Source organism: Streptomyces sp. AC512_CC834, from assembly GCF_019049325.1.
Lineage (GTDB): Bacteria > Actinomycetota > Actinomycetes > Streptomycetales > Streptomycetaceae > Streptomyces.
Window position 1 is genome coordinate 203,383 of record NZ_JAGMUO010000101.1, and the last position, 16,431, is coordinate 219,813.

Consider the following 16,431-nt stretch of genomic DNA (forward strand, 5'->3'; position numbering starts at 1 on the left):
ATCGCAGCCGCTGGTCATGAAGGTCGCAGCCGCTGGCAGAGACGATCGATGGAGCTTTGAGGATCATGAGCGAGACGAACCCCGCGGCGAGTGCCCCTGTGTCGGCGGACGCCGCACCGCACCGCTACACGGCTGCCATGGCCGCCGAGATCGAGGCACGCTGGCAGGACTTCTGGGACGCCGAGGGGACGTACGCCGCGCCGAACCCCAAGGGTGACCTGGCGGGCGACCCGGAGCTGGTCGCCAGGCCCAAGAAGTTCATCATGGACATGTTCCCGTACCCCTCCGGTGCGGGCCTGCACGTCGGCCACCCCCTGGGCTACATCGCCACCGACGTCGTCGCCCGCTTCCAGCGGATGACCGGGCACAACGTCCTGCACACCCTGGGCTTCGACGCCTTCGGCCTGCCCGCCGAGCAGTACGCCGTGCAGACCGGCACGCACCCGCGCGCGTCCACCGAAGCCAACATGAAGAACATGCAGAGCCAACTGCGCCGGCTGGGCCTGGGCCACGACAAGCGCCGGTCGTTCGCCACGATCGACCCGGAGTACTACAAGTGGACCCAGTGGATCTTCCTGCAGATCTTCAACTCCTGGTACGACGACGAGGCGGACAAGGCCCGCCCGATCGCCGAGCTGGTCGCGCAGTTCGCCTCCGGTGAGCGGGCGGTCCCGGGCCACCCCGGGCGGGCGTGGGCCGCGCTGAGCGACGCCGAGCGCGCCGGTGTACTGGGCGAGTACCGCCTGGCCTATGCCTCCGACGCGCCCGTCAACTGGTGCCCGGGACTGGGCACCGTGCTGGCCAACGAGGAGGTCACCGCCGACGGCCGCTCCGAGCGCGGCAACTTCCCCGTCTTCAAGTCCAAGCTGCGCCAGTGGAACATGCGCATCACCGCCTACGCCGACCGGCTGCTGGACGACCTGGACGAGCTGGACTGGCCCGAGGCCATCAAGCTGCAGCAGCGCAACTGGATCGGCCGCTCCGAGGGCGCCCGCGTCGACTTCCCCGTCGACGGCGAGCACATCACCGTCTTCACCACCCGCCAGGACACCCTGTTCGGCGCCACCTACATGGTGCTGGCGCCCGAGCATCCGCTGGTCGAGAAGTTCACCCCCGACGCCTGGCCCGAGGGCACCCACCAGGTGTGGACCGGCGGCCACGCGAGCCCGGCCGAGGCCGTCGCCGCATACCGCGCGCAGGCCGCCTCGAAGTCCGACGTCGAGCGGCAGGCCGAGGCCAAGGACAAGACCGGCGTCTTCATCGGCGCCCACGCGACCAACCCGGTCAACGGCGAGCAGGTCCCGGTCTTCATCGCCGACTACGTGCTGATGGGCTACGGCACCGGCGCGATCATGGCCGTGCCGGCGGGCGACCAGCGCGACTTCGAGTTCGCGCGCGCCTTCGAGCTGCCGATCCGCTGCATCGTCGAGCCGACCGACGGCCGGGGCACCGACCCGGCGACGTGGGAGGACGCCTTCGGCTCCTACGACGCGAAGATCATGAACTCGTCCAACGGCGAGATCAGCCTGGACGGCCTGCCCGTCGTCGAGGCCAAGGAGCGCATCACCGAGTGGCTGGAGCGCACCGGCGCCGGCGAGGGCACCGTCAACTTCCGCCTGCGCGACTGGCTGTTCAGCCGTCAGCGCTACTGGGGCGAGCCCTTCCCGATCGTCTACGACGAGGACGGCATCGCCCACCCCCTGCCCGCGTCGATGCTGCCGCTGGAGCTGCCCGAGGTCGAGGACTACTCCCCGCGCACCTTCGACCCGGACGACGCCGACACCCGCCCCGAGACCCCCCTGTCGCGCAACGAGGACTGGGTGAACGTCACCCTGGACCTGGGCGACGGCCGCGGCCCGCGCAAGTACCGCCGCGAGACCAACACCATGCCCAACTGGGCCGGCTCCTGCTGGTACGAGCTGCGCTACCTGGACCCGCACAACAGCGAGCGGCTGGTCGACCCCGAGATCGAGCAGTACTGGATGGGCCCGCGCGAGGGCCTGCCGCACGGCGGCGTCGACCTGTACGTCGGCGGCGCCGAGCACGCCGTGCTGCACCTGCTGTACGCGCGCTTCTGGTCCAAGGTCCTGTTCGACCTGGGGCACGTCTCCTCGGCCGAGCCGTTCCACAAACTGTTCAACCAGGGCATGATCCAGGCCTACGTCTACCGTGACGCGCGCGGGATCGCCGTACCGGCCGCAGAGGTGGAGGAGCGCGACGGCGCCTACTACTACCAGGGCGAGAAGGTCTCCCGGCTGCTGGGCAAGATGGGCAAGTCCCTGAAGAACGCGGTCACCCCCGACGAGATCTGCGCCGAGTACGGCGCCGACACCCTGCGCCTGTACGAGATGGCGATGGGCCCGCTGGACGTCTCCCGGCCGTGGGACACGCGCGCGGTGGTCGGCCAGTTCCGGCTGCTGCAGCGGCTGTGGCGCAACGTCGTCGACGAGAACACCGGCGAGCTGTCGGTGGCCGACGTCGCGGACGCCGACATCGCCCCGGACACCCTGCGCGCCCTGCACAAGGCCATCGACGGCGTACGGCAGGACCTGGAGGGCATGCGGTTCAACACCGCCATCGCCAAGGTCACCGAGCTGAACAACCACCTGACGAAGGCGGGCGGCACGGTCCCGCGCACGGTCGCCGAGAGCCTGGTCCTGCTGGTCGCGCCGCTGGCCCCGCACGTCGCCGAGGAACTGTGGCGCAAGCTGGGGCACACGGACTCGGTGGTGCACCGGGACTTCCCGGTGGCCGATCCGGCCTACGTCGTCGACGAGACCGTGACCTGCGTCGTCCAGATCAAGGGCAAGGTCAAGGCGCGGCTGGAGGTCGCCCCGTCCATCTCCGAGGACGACCTGGAGAAGGCGGCGCTGGCCGACGAGAAGGTCGTGGCCGCGCTGGACGGGGCCGGTATCCGCAAGGTGATCGTGCGGGCGCCGAAGCTGGTGAACATCGTCCCCGCGTGACGCCGGGCGGGCGCTGGTGCGGGGCCGGTTCGCGACGCCGCCGACGCGGGAATCGCGCCGGTCTCGGGGCAGCCCCTACGGGTAGGCCCGGGCTCCGGTACGGGCAGGTCCAGGGTTCCGGCGGAACCCTGGACCTGCCCGTTGCGTTTACCGTGGAAGAGCGGCGCGACGCGTGCCGCGCCGTGGCCTGCCGGCCCGTGGGCCCGCGGGCCGGACGCTCGGAGGAGGAGCTTCGTGGAACTGGAAGCAGTCATCACAGTCTTCGCCCTGCTCTTCCTGCTCGCCGTCGTGCTGGGCGTCTACGCCACGGTGAAGGCCGTCGGCGCCGCCAAGCGCAGCGTGGACCGCGGCATCACCCAGGCCCGCCGCACGGTCGAGGACCACACCCTGCGCGCCAAGTCCCTCGTCCAGGTGGGCCCGGCGGCCGAGCTGGCCCAGCTTCGGCTGAAGCTGCGCACCTCGCTGCGCGCCACGCAGGATGCCCTGCACGCGCGCGTGGCCGAGGACGAGTCCCTCAAGGAGTCCCTCGGCCTCTTCGACCGGCTCAGCGCGCACGGGTTCGAGCTGGACGCCGAACTGCGACGGCTGGAATCCGAGCCGGACCGCGCCACCCTCGCCGAGCGCCTGCCCGGCCTGCGTGAACGCACCGACCGCATCACCCGCTCGGCGGACGCCCTGCGCTGGGCGACCCGGGACCGCGCCCGCCGCTTCGCGGACGACGACCTGGACTCGCTGAGCGCACAGATCGACGTCGAGGCCGGCGCCCTGCGGCACTGGACGGAGACGGAGACGGAGACGGAGACGGAGCCCGCCGCCGCGCCGCAGTCCTGGCCCGATGCCCCGGCCGCCGATGCCCCGTCCGCCCGGCAGAGTTGGCCCGAGGCCCCGCGGCAGGAGCAGGCCGAGGAGCCCGGGCCGCCCGCGTCGCCCGCCATCACCCCACCCGCGCCGAGCCCCGTGTACCCCTGGCAGAAGAAGCCCCGCCCGGAGAGCACGACCTGACCCGGTCGGCCGGATCACCCGATCACCCGATCACGGCCCTGTGAACGCCTGACGGCCGGGGCCGGACTGCCGTACGGGCACTACGCCAGGTAACCTCCAGCTCATGTCCCGCCATGTCGCTATCGTCACGGATTCAACGGCCTACCTCCCGGCCCGGACGATGGAGCGGCACGGCATCACCGCGGTACCCCTGACCGTCGTCCTGGGCAACCGGGCCCTGGAAGAGGGCACCGAGATCTCGACCCGCTCACTGGCCCAGGCCCTGCAGAAACGGCGGCCGGTCACCACCTCCCGCCCCAGCCCCGAACTCTTCGCGGAGACCTACCGCAGGATCGCCGAGGCGGGCGCGGACGGCATCGTCTCCCTCCACCTCTCCGCCGAGCTTTCCGGCACCCACGACGCGGCCGTCGTCGCGGCGCGTGAGGCGCAGGTGCCGGTGCGGGTCGTGGACACCGGGATGATCGCGATGGCCCTCGGGTTCTGCGCGCTCGCCGCCGCGGAGACGGCGGAGGCGGGCGGCACGGTGGACGAGGCCGTCACGGCCGCCGAGAAGCGGGCCGCGGGCACCTCCGCCTACTTCTACGTCGACACCCTCGACTATCTGCGCCGCGGCGGCCGGATCGGGGCGGCCCAGGCCCTGTTCGGCTCCGCGCTCGCCGTGAAACCGCTGCTGCAACTGGACGACGGCCGCATCGAACCCCTGGAGAAGGTCCGGACGGCGTCCAAGGCCATCGCCAGGCTGGAGGAGATCGCCGCCGACCGGGCGGGCGCCGCGCCCGTCGACATCGCCGTCCACCATCTCGCCGCCCCCGACCGGGCGTCGGCCCTGGCAGACCGCCTGCGGGACCGGGTGCCCGGGCTGGGCGACCTGCATGTGAGCGAGGTCGGTGCGGTGATCGGGGCCCACACGGGCCCGGGTCTGTTGGGGGTCGTGGTTTCCTCGCGGTGAAGGCCTTCACCTCACCCGTGCGGGGGTCGGAGTTTTCCACAACCCGGCGGTAGTCCCCGGGAATTGAGCATGATCATCGCGGATGTGCCCGAGTGCCCGATCCTCGTCGCATGGCTCTTCGATCACGCTCACGCACCGCGTCCGCGACCAGCGGCCCGGGCCGCGCCCCGTCCTCCGACGGCCGCCACCGCCACCGCCGCGCACCCGGCTCCCGCCCGCACGCCCGGCACGGCCGCCGGCACGCGCCTCCGGAGGAACTGCGGCGGAGGGCGGAGGCGTTGTTCGCCGAGCGCGCTGAGCGAATCGAGCACACCGGACACGACGGACCGCAGAGCGAGTCGGGCAAGGGCCCGCCATTGCCCACCCCGGACGCTGGCACCAGTACCGACACCGACACAGGTACCGACACCCACCCCCACCCCCAAACCGCCGTCGCTCTCTCCGACGGTGTCGGGACGACCTGGCGGGAGCGGACCGGACAGGCGCTGCGGGAGCGGATGCCGGTGTGGCTGCAGACCCGGTGCGGGCTGGAGCGGCGCAGCGTGGCCGCGCTCTCGGTGCTGCTCGTCGTCGCGGCGGTCTTCGCGGTGCAGCACTTCTGGTCCGGCCGCACCGAGCCTGTGGCGGCCCCCGAGGTGGTGCGCGAGGCGGCGGCATACGGAGCCGGGGAAGCGGCGTCGACGGCCGGAAATCGCGCCGGTCCGGCCGCGCCCAAGTCCAAATCCGCACCCACGACCACGACCACGGCCGGGACGGGGACGGGGGCGGAGATTGTGGTGGACGTCGGCGGCAAGGTCCGCAAGCCCGGAATCCACAGCCTCCCGGCCGGTTCACGCGTCGCGGACGCCCTGCGAGCCGCCGGAGGCGTGCGGCCCGGCACGAAGACCGACGCACTGAACCGGGCCCGCTTCCTGGTGGACGGCGAGCAGGTGATCGTCGGAGCGTCCGTGCCCCCGCCCGGATCGGGGGCCGCCCCGGGAGGTCCGGCGGGGGCGGCCCCCGCGGCACCGGTCTCCCTCAACACGGCGACCCCCGACCAGCTCGAGACTCTCCCGGGCGTCGGCCCGGTCCTCGCCCAGCACATCATCGACTACCGCACCCAGCACGGCGGTTTCCGCTCGGTGGACGAGCTGCGCGAGGTCAACGGCATCGGTGAACGCCGCTTCGCCGACCTGCGGGATCTCGTGCGGCCATGAGCCCGGACGTGACGCAGGTGCACCGGCTGCCGCACGGGCTCGACGCACCGGAGGAGCCACGTGCGGCGCCCCCGCGCGCCGCCGTGCACGCGGCCTCCGGCCACCGGCTGGGCGCGGCCCACCCCAGGCAAGAGGGCCCCGCAGACCTGCGCCTGGTACCACCCGCCCTCGCGGCCTGGGCGACGGCGGCGCTGATGCTGGGCGTGCCGGCCGGCTGGGCGGTGGGCGTGGTGACGGGCGCCCTGGTCCTGGCAGGGGCACTGCTGCTGGTGTCGCCGCGCGGACGCCCCCATGTACCGGTCGCCGCCCTGCTCCTCTGTGTCGCCGCGGCCGCCACCTCGGCCGCCCTGCACGGAGCGGACCTGCGCCGGGGACCCGTGCCGGAGCTGGCGCGGGAGTACGCCACCGTCACCGCGGAGGTGGAGGTCACGGCCGACCCCCGCCGCACCCGGCCGCGCGTCCGGGGCAACCGCGCCCTGCCGCCCACGGTGCTGATCGAGGCCGACGTGCGGCGGATCAGCGAGCCGGGCGGGACGGCGGTGACGACCCGAACACCGGTCCTCGTCCTCGTGGACGTCGGCGAGGAAGACGAGCAGCCCCGTGCAGAGCCGGGACCCTCCCCCTGGCTGAACCTGCTGCCGACCACAAGGCTCCATGTCACCGCCCGGCTGTCACCCCCGAGGAAGCGCGGCGACCGGATCGCCGCGGTGCTGCGCGTACGAGCCGGCCGACAGGCGCCGGAGTTGGCGGCGAAGCCTTCGACGGCGCAGCGCCTGGCGGGACGGTTGCGGGAGGGCCTGCGCGAGGCGACCGAGGACCTGCCGACGGACGCGAGGGCGCTGCTGCCGGGCCTGGTAGTCGGCGACACCTCACGCGTCACACCGGAGCTGGAGGAGGCGTTCAAGGAGACGGACCTGGCACACACACTGGCTGTCTCCGGGGCCAACTTCACGATCGTGCTCGCTCTGTTGCTGGGCCCTCCGGGCCTGGCCCAGCGCAGCGAGCGCCGGGGCCTGGCACCCCGCCTCGGCCTGCACCTGCGGACGACCGCGCTGCTCGGCGGGCTGCTCGCGCTCGCCTTCGTCGTCGTGTGCCGGCCCGACCCGAGCGTGCTGCGGGCGGCCGCCTGCGGTTCCGTCGCCCTGCTCGCCCTGGCCACCGGCCGTCGCAGATCACTTCTCCCGGCCCTGGCCACGGCGGTCCTCCTGCTGGTCCTGTACGACCCCTGGCTGGCCCGCAGTTACGGCTTCCTCCTCTCCGTGCTGGCCACGGGGGCGCTGCTCACGCTCGCTCCACGGTGGAGCGCGGCGTTGCGCCGGCGCCGGGTATCGCCCCGGCTCGCGGAGGCGCTGGCAGCGGCGGGTGCCGCGCAGGCCCTGTGCGCGCCGGTCGTCGCCGTGCTGTCGGCGCGGGTGAGCCTGGTGGGGGTGCCGTGCAACCTGTTGGCGGAGTTCGCGGTGGCCCCGGCCACGGTGCTCGGCTTCGCGGCCCTGGCGACGGCGCCGGTGGCGATGCCGCCGGCCAAGGCCCTGGCCTGGTGCGGAGGCTGGCCGGCCGAGTGGATCGCGGAGATCGCCCGCACCGGAGCCGCGCTGCCCGGCGCGGGAGTGGACTGGCCGGGCAACTGGACTGGGGCGGCGCTGCTCGCTCTGGTCACGGCGGGCGTACTGCTGCTCGGCAGGCGCCTGTTGCGGCACCCGTGGTGGTGCGGCGTCTGCGCACTGCTGCTGCTCCTCGCGGTGGTGCAGCCGCCCTCGCTGGCCCGGGTGATCAAGGGGTGGCCCCCGCCGGGCTGGCGCATGGTGATGTGCGACGTGGGCCAGGGCGACGCGTTGGTCCTCGCGGCGGGAGAGGGAACGGGCGTGGTCGTGGACACGGGCCCCGACCCCACCCTGATCGACCACTGCCTGCGCTCCCTCGGCATCACCCGCGTCCCCCTCGTGCTGCTGACCCACTTCCACGCCGACCACGTGGCGGGCCTGCCCGGGGTGTTGCGGGGCCGCTCGGTGGGCGCGATCGAGACGACGGCCCTGGAGGAGCCTGCGGACCAGGCCGAGGCCGTACGCAGACAGGCGGCGGCCCACGGGATCCCCTTACGGCAGGCCGCCGCAGGAGAGCAGCGCCGTTCGGGCCCGCTGTCCTGGCAGGTGGTGTGGCCCCCACCGAGCCCACCGACGACCACCGCACCGGGCACGGAAGGCGGCCCCAACGACGCCAGCGTCACCCTCCTGGTCCGGACGGCGGGCATACGCCTGCTCCTGCTCGGCGACCTGGAACCCCCGGCCCAGCGGGAACTGGCCCGCTCCCCGGCGGCTGCGGCGTTGGAAGGCGTCGACGTGATGAAAGTGGCCCATCATGGCTCGGCTCACCAGGACTTCGAGTTCCTCCGGCGGGCCGCCCCACGCCTGGCGCTCATCAGTTGCGGCGAGGACAACACCTACGGCCACCCGGCGCCCGGCACGGTCGCGGCACTGCGCGCCCAGGGAGCGACGGTACTGCGCACGGACCAGGACGGGGCGGTGGCGGTCGCCGGTACCGGAAGGGAGTTGTGGGCAGCGGGAGACTGAGCGCATGGACACATCGCAGGTGTCCGCACAACTCGCGTCGGCGCGGAGCCGGGCATCGGGCGTGGCCCGCCTTCGACGCCCTGCACGGACTGCACAGGCGCCAACGCCGGTGCGTGGCGGCAGACCATGCGCCGCTACGAATGCCGCACCTGCCGGTGAAGATCGGCTGTCGACACGAGTCGAGGCCGGTCGGTACACCTTGCGCGCTGATCAGCCGCGCCGTGCAGCGCCGTGCGGCCAGACTACGTCGACGGGCAGGCTGGCCTCGCGTGCCTCCAGCACGGTGTCTGCGCTGCCGCCACCCTTACCGCTCGGAGGCTCGCCGTTCCACACAGCGACGAGGCGATCGGCTCGTCTCAGCAGGGTCCGGTTGGCGTGCTCGTACGCTGACCGGTCAGCCGTCTCGTGGTCCAGGACGATGGCCTCGCCCGCGGCGTTCATGAGGCGGTCGAAGGTCTCGGCATGGTCGGGCTTGACCTTGTTCTGGCGGTAGTCCTTCGAGGGAATGACGACGACCAACCGTCCGCCCAGTTCGAGCACGATCTCAGCGAAGAGGGAGTCGGAGCCCTTGGCAATACAGGAAACGCCGGTGAGGTCGGCTGCGTAGGGCTTGAGCGTCTCTCGCAGCGCGTCGCGCACCAGGGGCACGCTGCTGTCGGTCAGGTCCATGTGCCCGGTCACGGCGATCGTGGTCACGTTGCTCCTCAGCTCGACAGGACTTCGCGGATCCTCGTCCGCGCCTCGCTGACGGTACGTGATGTCGACCGGCCGACCGTGTACGGGTACAGATGACCGAGCTGAGTACGGACGCGACTCGACTGCGTGCGAGCAGCGACATCGGCCGCTCGGTGCGTGTGATCGACTGCGACCTTCAAGTCGCCCATCAGGAAGTGGCATTCCGCGAGGCCGATCAGGTCCAGGGCATGGCTGCGTCCCGCCTCGGCACCGCGCCCGGCGAGCGCGTCCCGGATGCTTACTGCTGCGGCTTCAGCATGCGTCTGCGGATCTTCCCGAGCCATGTCGAGGAACCTGCCGCCCGTCACGCCGGCCAGCTCGGATTCGTCGAAGTACGCAATCCAGTAGGGCTCTTCGCCGGGTCCACTGCCGGCATTGGCAAGGGCTTCGGTGGCCTCCCCGGTGGCCCGCCGGAATGCCGCAGCCCGTCCCATGGCCGCGTAGGCCCATGCCTCCCGCGTGTGCAGCAGGGCACGAACGCGTGCCCCAGCCGACTTCCGGGCCCCCTTCTGCGCCAGGTGCACGAGTTCCAGGGCGTCCTCGGGGCGGTCCCGATACAGCATCTGCCGGGCCATCCCCGCAAGCACGTTCGCACCGAAGGCCCTGTCGCCGGCAGAGTGCGCCGCGCGTAGCGCCAGCATGTAGTACTTCTGCGCCTGCTTCTGATGCCCGGAGTCCCACGCCATCGTGGCAGCGATGCCGCCAAGGTGAGCCATCACCCCGAACAGGCCTTCTTCGACAACCGGCGCGTGGTGCTCCTCAAGATTGCTCGCCACCTCGTTCATCTGCCCGACGACCGCCTTACGGCGTAGTCCGCCCCCGAACCGGTGGTCCCAGGCGCGGAAGGCGCGCGCGGTCGCCTCCAGCTCCCGCACCTCGCGCAGCCCGATGCGCCCGCGGTGGCGCTCCTGGTCAGCCTGCGGCGAGGGCTGGAGCCAGGCCTCCAGGGAGTCGAGCAGGGGCGCGCCGGATACGGCTGCGCCTGCCAGCGCCCGCGTTGCAGCGCGACGGTCCATCACGAGATCGCTCCTGGTCAGATCTGCGGCCAGGTGCACCGTCACAGCGGGACGCCAAGGAGCGTCGTTGGAGGGCGGTGCAGATGGCGGCGTCGGTGGGTCGGGCAGGTTGGGATGTCTTTCCCAAGGCCGGTCGGCAAGGCCAACGAGTCGACCGGGGATACCGAGCCCGTCAGCGATGCGGCAGATCACATCGAAGCTGGTGACCTGCTGCTGTCCGCCGATAATCGTGGAGACCTTGCCGGGCGTGAGTTGGCAGGCCGCCGCGATGCGGTTCTGCGACAGGCCGCCCCACTTCTTGAAGAGGGAGAAGGCCGCAGCGAAGTCGTGCTCCTCCAAGGCTCGCTTCACGTCGTCTCGTTCGAAGACCTCGGGTGCGAGTGGGCCGGGGACGGCGGCGTCCATGGGGTCAACTTCCGCAGTGATGGTTGCGCTTCCTCGCGCTCTTACGGAACCAGTAACGACTGTATTACCGACTCGGTAACACCCGCCGGGCATGCCGCAATTGCGTTGCGTCGACGACTCTCGATGCATGAACAGACCGGACCCCGGCGACCGCTCGAACGGCCCCGGGGCGGCCAACGCTCAGCAAGGGAGCGCCGACACGATGAAGGCTACGGCCCGCCCACCGACGGCGTCATTACAGCCTCCGCTCAATACCGCGGAGATGAGAGCCACCGCCCGCCGCCTGCTTGGCGAGGATGCCGAGCCGCCCTCGCCCCAGGACTTGGAGACGCTCACGCTCCGGCTCCGCGGCTACATGATGCTGGCCATCCCCGTAGTCGAGACGGCCGCGCTCACGTGGCCCGAGGACGACGTGCCGCGTGCCTGCGCGCTCGCCTGTATCGGAGAGGCCCGGATGCGGCTGCGCCTCGAGTCCGGCCGCAATCTGCCCGCCGGCATCAGGCACGCGCAGCGCCTCGCCCGGTCCGTGAACGCCCTGTGCGACCACTACCAGACCATGGGCGGCGAACACCCGTGACTGCCCGACGGCACGTGTGCCGGTACTGCGACGAGCCGATCCCCGACCCCGACGACGCCGTCCTGGTCGCCCACGAGGGCGGCAACTCCGGGCCCGGCTGGAACATCTGGGCACATCGCGCGCACGCCGACCTGGTGGAGCCCGACCCGGCCGCCGTCCGCATCCTGGCCCGGGTCCTGGCCGTACAGGCGATGCGGTCGTGAAGGCGATCGTCGGCCTGCCCGCCTACGTGGCGGCCGTGTCGGTCCCGGTCCTCGCCCTGGTGCTGGCGCGGACACCGAGCTGACGCACCCCCATGGCGACCGCAGGGTCAGGGTCGCACCCCCTCAACGCCCGTCCCGTCGGAGGAACGCAAGCCTCTGGCGGGACGGGTCCCGCCAGACCCCCGCCCCGAGCCCCCAACCCTGGACAGGTCGAGCGCCCGGGGCGGGCCCATGTTCGAGACCACCACCCTGGAGGACTGCATGACAACGGCCACCACCCCGATCGCGGCGGGTATCCGCTCCGTCGAACTGGAAATCACCGGACGCTGCCAGCTCCAGTGCACGCACTGCTGCACCAGCTCCGGCCCGAAGGCCAGTACCGGCACCATGACCCGCGACGACTGGGAGCGCGTCATCACCGACGTCGCCGCCCTCGGCATCCCCGGCGTCCAGTTCATCGGCGGGGAGCCTACGCTCACGCCCTACCTGCCGCAGTACATCGACCACGCCCTGGCCGCCGGCCTGAGCGTGGAGGTGTACTCGAACCTCACGCACGTACGGCCCGGCCTGTGGTCCGCGTTCTCGAAGCCCGGCGTGTGCCTGGCGACCAGCTACTACAGCGACCAGGCGCAGCAGCACGAGGAGATCACCCGCGGGCCGGGCAGCTACCGGCGGACCCGCGACAACATCACCGAAGCCGTGCGGCGCGGCATCCCGCTGCGAGTCGGCATCGTCGATGTCCTCGAAGGGCAGCGCGTCGACCAGGCGCAAGACGAGCTGCGCCGGCTCGGGGTGTCCAGCATCAAGGTGGACCGGGTGCGGAAGGTGGGCCGCGCCGCCGACCAGGGCGCGAGCATCCCGAGTACGACGGAGCTGTGCGGGAACTGCTTCCGCTACCGGGTGTCCGTCGACCCCGACGGCGCCGTCTCCGGCTGCATCCTGTCCCGGTTCCTCGTGGCCGGGAACGTGCAGCAGCAGCACCTGGCTGACATCCTCGGCAGCGACCGGTGGCAGCAGCTCACCGACGCGGTACCGATGCCGCGCGGCGCCTGCCCGCCCGACGACTCGGGGGACTGCGACCCGGCGAACACCCCGGCATGCGATCCTGCCTACTACGCCCCGGACCCGACACCCAGCCTCGGAGCGACCACGTGATCTGGGAAACCTGCGCCGCAGACCTCGCCGACCGTGTGACCCACCGGTCCTCACGATGGCGTCGCCCGGTGGCCCGCATCCCCCGCCACGTCTTCGTGCCCGCCTGGTGGGAAGCCGAAGACGACCAGTGGGTGTTACGCGATCCCGTCAACGAAGGCCAGTGGTACCCGGCCGCCTACGCCGACCGCTCTCTGGTCACCCGCGTCGGACCGCGGCACGCCGACCGCGCGAAACCGGACGACCACCCGACAGGCCGGCCGACGTCATCGGCGACGCTGCCCAGCCTCGTGGTCCGCATGTTCCAGCACGCGCGGATCGACGACGGTGACGAGCTGCTGGACGTCGGCACGGGCAGCGGCTACGGCACGGCGCTCGCCACCCACCGCCTCGGTGCTCAAGCCGTGACGAGTATCGACGTCGACCCCCACCTCGTGGAAGCCGCCCGCGAGCGCCTGGCCACCATCGGCCTGCACCCCACCGTGGAAGCGGTCGACGCGACCGGGCCCCTCCCGGCAAAGGCCGGGACGTTCGACCGGATCGTGGCCACCGTCTCGGTACGCACCGTGCCCGTCGGCTGGCTGACAGCCCTGTGCACCGGCGGCCGTCTGGTCACCACGATCGCCGGGACCTCGCTGATCCTCACCGCGGAGAAGCGGGCGGACGGGGCCGCCGTCGGCCGCGTGGAGTGGGACCGGGCCGGGTTCATGCACGCCCGGCACGGCGACAACTACCCGGCGGGATCCTCGGCATTGCTGGCGGCCGCGCACGACATCGACGGCGACGACGTCACCACCGGCCCGTACCCGGTCGTCGACGTTGCCAACGCCTGGGACCTGGACTCCATGCTCGGCATCACCGTGCCGGGCATCGAACACGCCTACCGGGAGGTGGGGGAGCGGCGTACCGCGATCATGGCGCACGCCGACGGGTCATGGGCCCGGGCCACGGCCGTCGGCAGTGAGCCTCCCACGGTCCACCAGGGCGGCCCGCGGCGCCTGTGGGACATCCTGGACGGGATCCGCGCGTACTGGCTTCAGCATGGCGAACTGCCGGCGCGCGGCGCCCGCGCCCTGGTCACCCCGGACGGCGAGACGCGGCTCGCACGAGGGAAGTGGCGCGCGATCCTCTGATGGCGCCTCAGGCCGGCCCCGCTCGTCTGCTCCCCCCGTGGCGGATGGGCGGGGCCTCCCCGTGCCCGAGAGGTCAGTCGTGGATGAGGACCGCCACCCGGGTGTCGAGGACGGCAGCGATCCGCATCACTGTGCTGCGCACGGACCGGGACGGGGCGGTGGCGGTCGCCGGTACGGGCAGGGAGTTGCGGGTGACGGGAGACTAAGGGCATGGAACGAGCACAGGTCGATGCCTATCTCCGCCGTCTGGGAGCCGAGTACCGTTCCTAGTCAGTGAGCAGGAGTGGGTCTTGGACCCACGTCCCGGCACTGCGCGCATCCCGAACGGTTTTGGATGCACTGGTCTGCCGCGTTCCCTGTTGTATCCCCGTTCGGGCACGTGCATCGTGTGCACGCTCCGTGGCGGGTGGGCGGGTTTCCTTACGCCTTCGTGCGCCCGGTCCGGCCTGGACGGTCCGATGCCCACGACGATCACTCTGGTCGTCGTGGGGCGGTGCCGCCCGTCGCCGGATCGGGTGCCCGAGGGCGCGTCGCCCGATCGCGATACCGGCGGCATCGTGACGGGTCATCTTGCGTCGCGGGGTGGCCAGCGGCTTTTGCCAGTGCTGGCCTCCCCACTGGGAGGTGTAGGCCGGATCGACCGCGACAATGCTCAGACCGGCCTCGGCGGCCATGGAGACAAGCCGGGCTTTGAGCCTGCCGGTCGGGATGCCGGAGATGAGCTGCCGGAACCTCTTGCGGCGGCCGTGCTTCTCGCGGGTCTTCTCGGCGGTGAAGTCCAGGTCCTCAATCGCGATGGCATCGACACCGCAGCTTTTTGCCCAGTGCAGGACCTGGGTGATGGCGTGCCGGATCTGTGCGTCCCGGTGGTCTGCCGACCCGGACAGGTCGTAGTGGAAGCGGCGCGGGTCGCCGACCGGGTTGCCGGAGATGTCGAGTTGGTAGGCGGCGAAGCGGTCGGCGTTCGTATCCACGCCGACCATGCCCTTGGCCTGTGCCGTCTCCAGCGGGATCGTCCGGACGACAGGACGCTGCCACGATGTGGTGAGGTACCAGCGCCCGCGTTCCGCGTCGTATTGGATGCGGTAGGCCACGGCCCGGTTGCTCTCGATACGGTCGGCCCACTCCGCGACCCGGTGCGCGAAGGCGATACGGGAGGTGAGGACGTACCGGCCGTGCTTCGCGTTCGCCAGCTCCGCGAGCGGAGCCGGAAGCTTGAGAGAGACCTCACCCTCGGGCGTGACGCGGATTGTCTCGTTTCCGTACCGCTTCCCGGACTCGCCGTCAGCGGCGAGGAACCAACGCTCGGCTTCCCAGCGCCGGCGCCACTCGGTCTCGGTGAGCTGCGCGGCAGCAAGGTTGTGCCGGGTGTTGAGGAGTCGCCGGCCGCCGCGCACGACGTGCACGACACCGGCCTCACGCTCAGCTCGGGCGGTATCGAGGCGGTGTTCCAGGATCGTCAGGCGCCGGGTCTTCTGGAACCACTCGTTCTTGGAGCGATAGCCGCCCGCGGCCTTCTTGGTGCCTTTCTCCCCGAGTGGGAGGGACAGGCGGTGCGTCAGTGTCCGGGTACCGGCTTCGAGGTTCTGGATGTGGGCGAGCTGGCTGCGGCGGGAAAGCGCCCACTGATCGTGTGTCGCCTTCGTGATGCTCCCGGCCCACCGCGACGACGAGGCGGACGTCAGGTCCCGCTTACGGGACGCCCACGTCTCGGTGGAGTGGTCGTTGCCGTCCCGGCACCGTGCCGACAAGTCCAGCGAGGCGAGGTGTCCGAGGTGTTCGCCGACCAGCCGCAGTACCTTCTCGTCCTGCGGTGTGAGGTGCTTGAGGCGGTCGCGTACCGCCACCCCGGTCGGGCCGAGGGCGACGAACGGGGCGTCGATGGTGCGGAGCTGCTTCTTCTTCGCGGGCTCACTCATCGGCTGCCGCCGCCTCAAGAGCCTTCTTTGCACGGTTCTTCGCGGAGCGGCGGCCGTACAGGCGGGCACAGAACGAGGTCAGGACCTCCACCATGTCGCGCACCAGATCGTCTTCGACCTCACCGTCATCAAGGACGACGAGGCGACGCCCGGTCGCGGACAGGGCGGCTTCGACGAGCTCGACGTTCATACGGCCGAGGCGGTCCTTGTGCTCGACCACCACGGCGGTCACGTCCGGATCGGCCAACAGGCGCCGGGCCTTCGTACGGGCGCCGTTCATGCCCGACGCGATCTCGGACTCGATCCGCACCACCCGGTGCCCGGCCTTCGCCGCCCACGCGGACAAGCGCGCCGTCTGACGGACAAGGTCGTCCTTCTGTTCGTGCGAGGAGACACGGGCGTACAAGCCCACACCACCGGTCACCGTCGGTGAGGAGTTCGCTTCGATGTTGACCAGGACCGTGCGCGGCCCGACCCGCTCAGCAGGGACTGGAAGTGTGCCCTCACGGAACCAGCGATACGCGGTCTGCCGATGCACACCGTTCGCTTTCGCCCACTCCGTAAGGTTCATAGACGAGATCGTAACATCGCTTAAACGCGCTAACAGTCAC

Annotated in this window: 14 protein-coding genes; 10 read left to right on the top strand and 4 right to left on the bottom strand. The window is 71.6% G+C overall.

Annotated features, from left to right (window positions below; genetic code table 11):
* Positions 1-65 precede the first annotated feature (65 nt).
* The 5 genes from leuS to KUM40_RS33205 all read left to right on the top strand — a co-directional run bounded on the left by leuS (position 66) and on the right by KUM40_RS33205 (position 8,680).
* Positions 66-2,966 carry a leucine--tRNA ligase gene (leuS, locus tag KUM40_RS33185; RefSeq protein WP_217169988.1) on the top strand — a complete coding sequence of 967 codons (2,901 nt, stop codon included), beginning with the start codon at positions 66-68 and terminating at the stop codon, positions 2,964-2,966.
* 240 nt (positions 2,967-3,206) lie between these two features.
* On the top strand, positions 3,207-3,968 hold the full coding sequence (locus KUM40_RS33190) for a hypothetical protein (protein WP_217170072.1): 762 nt from the start codon (positions 3,207-3,209) through the stop codon (positions 3,966-3,968).
* 103 nt (positions 3,969-4,071) lie between these two features.
* Positions 4,072-4,917: a DegV family protein gene (locus KUM40_RS33195; RefSeq protein ID WP_217169989.1), complete on the top strand. Its 846-nt coding sequence runs from the start codon at positions 4,072-4,074 to the stop codon at positions 4,915-4,917.
* 110 nt (positions 4,918-5,027) lie between these two features.
* Complete coding sequence (locus tag KUM40_RS33200; protein WP_217169990.1) at positions 5,028-6,113, top strand: ComEA family DNA-binding protein; 1,086 nt, start codon at positions 5,028-5,030, stop codon at positions 6,111-6,113.
* Positions 6,110-8,680, top strand: coding sequence for a ComEC/Rec2 family competence protein (locus KUM40_RS33205; RefSeq protein WP_254396011.1), 2,571 nt, complete (start codon positions 6,110-6,112; stop codon positions 8,678-8,680). The genes KUM40_RS33200 and KUM40_RS33205 overlap by 4 nt, the downstream gene beginning before the upstream one ends.
* Before the next feature lie 210 nt (positions 8,681-8,890).
* Here KUM40_RS33205 and KUM40_RS33210 read toward each other — a convergent pair whose 3' ends face one another.
* Entirely contained in the window at positions 8,891-9,376 is a 486-nt protein-coding gene (locus KUM40_RS33210) for a hypothetical protein (RefSeq protein WP_217169991.1), read from the bottom strand.
* Positions 9,377-9,384: 8 nt separating this feature from the next.
* A complete protein-coding gene (locus KUM40_RS33215) occupies positions 9,385-10,836 on the bottom strand; it encodes a helix-turn-helix domain-containing protein (protein ID WP_217169992.1) in 1,452 nt (483 codons plus the stop codon).
* A gap of 262 nt (positions 10,837-11,098) precedes the next feature.
* On the opposite strand from KUM40_RS33215, the gene KUM40_RS33220 reads away from it, so the two are divergent.
* The 5 genes from KUM40_RS33220 to KUM40_RS42260 all read left to right on the top strand — a co-directional run bounded on the left by KUM40_RS33220 (position 11,099) and on the right by KUM40_RS42260 (position 14,107).
* Positions 11,099-11,413 (top strand): DUF6415 family natural product biosynthesis protein, encoded by a 315-nt coding sequence (locus tag KUM40_RS33220; RefSeq protein ID WP_254396012.1) that lies wholly within the window; start codon positions 11,099-11,101, stop codon positions 11,411-11,413.
* Positions 11,410-11,616 carry a hypothetical protein gene (locus tag KUM40_RS33225; protein WP_217169993.1) on the top strand — a complete coding sequence of 69 codons (207 nt, stop codon included), beginning with the start codon at positions 11,410-11,412 and terminating at the stop codon, positions 11,614-11,616. Before KUM40_RS33220 ends, KUM40_RS33225 begins: the two co-directional genes overlap by 4 nt.
* 231 nt (positions 11,617-11,847) lie before the next feature.
* Positions 11,848-12,771 (top strand): radical SAM/SPASM domain-containing protein, encoded by a 924-nt coding sequence (locus tag KUM40_RS33230; protein ID WP_254396013.1) that lies wholly within the window; start codon positions 11,848-11,850, stop codon positions 12,769-12,771.
* Complete coding sequence (locus KUM40_RS33235) at positions 12,768-13,901, top strand: methyltransferase domain-containing protein (protein WP_217169994.1); 1,134 nt, start codon at positions 12,768-12,770, stop codon at positions 13,899-13,901. Before KUM40_RS33230 ends, KUM40_RS33235 begins: the two co-directional genes overlap by 4 nt.
* An 83-nt stretch (positions 13,902-13,984) precedes the next feature.
* A complete protein-coding gene (locus tag KUM40_RS42260; protein WP_302180928.1) occupies positions 13,985-14,107 on the top strand; it encodes a hypothetical protein in 123 nt (40 codons plus the stop codon).
* A gap of 60 nt (positions 14,108-14,167) precedes the next feature.
* Here KUM40_RS42260 and KUM40_RS33240 read toward each other — a convergent pair whose 3' ends face one another.
* Together KUM40_RS33240 and KUM40_RS33245 are read right to left on the bottom strand one after the other, a co-directional pair.
* The gene (locus KUM40_RS33240; protein ID WP_217169995.1) at positions 14,168-15,820 is read right to left on the bottom strand and encodes a transposase; all 1,653 of its coding nucleotides are present in this window, start codon (positions 15,818-15,820) and stop codon (positions 14,168-14,170) included.
* The gene (locus KUM40_RS33245; RefSeq protein WP_217169996.1) at positions 15,813-16,391 is read right to left on the bottom strand and encodes an IS607 family transposase; all 579 of its coding nucleotides are present in this window, start codon (positions 16,389-16,391) and stop codon (positions 15,813-15,815) included. The genes KUM40_RS33240 and KUM40_RS33245 overlap by 8 nt, the downstream gene beginning before the upstream one ends.
* Positions 16,392-16,431 lie beyond the last annotated feature (40 nt).

Excerpts from the sequence above, each read along its gene's own strand:
- KUM40_RS33195 (WP_217169989.1), top strand. The coding sequence starts at position 4,072 with ATGTCCCGCCATGTCGCTATCGTCACGGATTCAACGGCCTACCTCCCG.
- KUM40_RS42260 (WP_302180928.1), top strand. The coding sequence starts at position 13,985 with ATGAGGACCGCCACCCGGGTGTCGAGGACGGCAGCGATCCGCATCACT.
- KUM40_RS33230 (WP_254396013.1), top strand. The coding sequence starts at position 11,848 with ATGTTCGAGACCACCACCCTGGAGGACTGCATGACAACGGCCACCACC.
- KUM40_RS33205 (WP_254396011.1), top strand. The coding sequence starts at position 6,110 with ATGAGCCCGGACGTGACGCAGGTGCACCGGCTGCCGCACGGGCTCGAC.
- KUM40_RS33220 (WP_254396012.1), top strand. The coding sequence starts at position 11,099 with ATGAGAGCCACCGCCCGCCGCCTGCTTGGCGAGGATGCCGAGCCGCCC.
- KUM40_RS33240 (WP_217169995.1), bottom strand. The coding sequence starts at position 15,820 with ATGAGTGAGCCCGCGAAGAAGAAGCAGCTCCGCACCATCGACGCCCCG.
- KUM40_RS33215 (WP_217169992.1), bottom strand. The coding sequence starts at position 10,836 with ATGGACGCCGCCGTCCCCGGCCCACTCGCACCCGAGGTCTTCGAACGA.
- KUM40_RS33245 (WP_217169996.1), bottom strand. The coding sequence starts at position 16,391 with ATGAACCTTACGGAGTGGGCGAAAGCGAACGGTGTGCATCGGCAGACC.
- leuS (WP_217169988.1), top strand. The coding sequence starts at position 66 with ATGAGCGAGACGAACCCCGCGGCGAGTGCCCCTGTGTCGGCGGACGCC.
- KUM40_RS33200 (WP_217169990.1), top strand. The coding sequence starts at position 5,028 with ATGGCTCTTCGATCACGCTCACGCACCGCGTCCGCGACCAGCGGCCCG.